Here is a 594-nt window from a genome sequence, read left to right on the forward strand (position 1 = left end):
CCGGCGCGAGCAACAATATTCCGCTGGCGGTGCGGTTGAGCGGTGCGTTGGACGTGGCCGCGCTGCGCGCGGCGATCGGGGACCTGGTGGCGCGGCACGAGATACTGCGCACCAGCTACCCGGAGCACGATGGTGTGGGTAGCCAACGGGTGTATGCGGTTTCGGAGCCGGTGGCGGTGCCGGAGCTGCCGGTGCTGGAGGTCACCGAAGCCGAGATCCTCGAGGCCACAGCGGCGGTGGTGGGTGCAGGTTTCGATGTCACGGCAGCCCCGCCGATCCGGTTGCGTCTGCTGCGGCTGAGCGAGACCGAGCACGTGCTGGTGTGCGTGGTGCACCACATCGCCGCGGACGGTTCCTCGATGCTGCCGTTGACCGCGGATTTGATGACCGCGTATTCGGCTCGCGTGGGAGGCGCGGCTCCGGGGTGGGAGCCGTTGCCGTTGCAGTATGCGGATTTCACGTTGTGGCAACGCGAAACCCTGGGCGGGGAGAACGATCCGGATTCGATTCTGGCTCGTCAGATCGGGTTCTGGCGTAACCGGTTGGCGGACCTGCCGGAGAAGCTGGATTTGCCTGCGGACCGCCCGCGTCCGG

General features: G+C 67.5%; 1 protein-coding gene. It reads left to right on the plus strand.

What is annotated here, in order from left to right:
- Window positions 1-594, plus strand: a 594-nt coding sequence (locus NA4_RS38500; RefSeq protein ID WP_157129610.1) for a condensation domain-containing protein, incomplete at both ends; no start/stop codon positions are given.

This window comes from Nocardia amamiensis NBRC 102102, from assembly GCF_001612745.1.
GTDB classification, from domain to species: Bacteria; Actinomycetota; Actinomycetes; order Mycobacteriales; family Mycobacteriaceae; genus Nocardia; species Nocardia amamiensis.